This window comes from Xenorhabdus entomophaga (genome assembly GCF_037996725.1).
GTDB classification, from domain to species: Bacteria; Pseudomonadota; Gammaproteobacteria; order Enterobacterales; family Enterobacteriaceae; genus Xenorhabdus; species Xenorhabdus khoisanae.
This window is the reverse complement of record NZ_JBBMXH010000546.1, coordinates 1-223: the sequence shown is the minus strand read 5'-3', so window position 1 is coordinate 223 and position 223 is coordinate 1. Positions and strand designations below refer to the sequence as shown.

The window sequence follows — 223 nt, the reverse complement described above, 5'->3', positions numbered from 1 at the left end:
GGAGCTGAATATCCGTGCTAACCGGCTGGCCCGTCAGTTAATTGAGCAAGGGGTTTATCCGGGTGAGCATGTTGCGATCTTGTTAGAGCGATCCATTGAGCTGGTCGTGGCCCAGTTAGCTATTCTCAAGGCGGGGGCTGTTTATGTTCCGATTGACCCTGGCGTACCGGACGAGCGGAAGAACTGGTTGATAAAAGATTGTTCAGCCAAATTGCTGCTCACC

At 52.5% G+C, this 223-nt stretch carries 1 protein-coding gene; it reads left to right on the top strand.

Annotated features, from left to right (window positions below):
* A partial coding sequence (locus AAC854_RS24010) for an AMP-binding protein (protein ID WP_340619227.1) occupies positions 1-223 on the top strand: 223 nt, incomplete at both ends.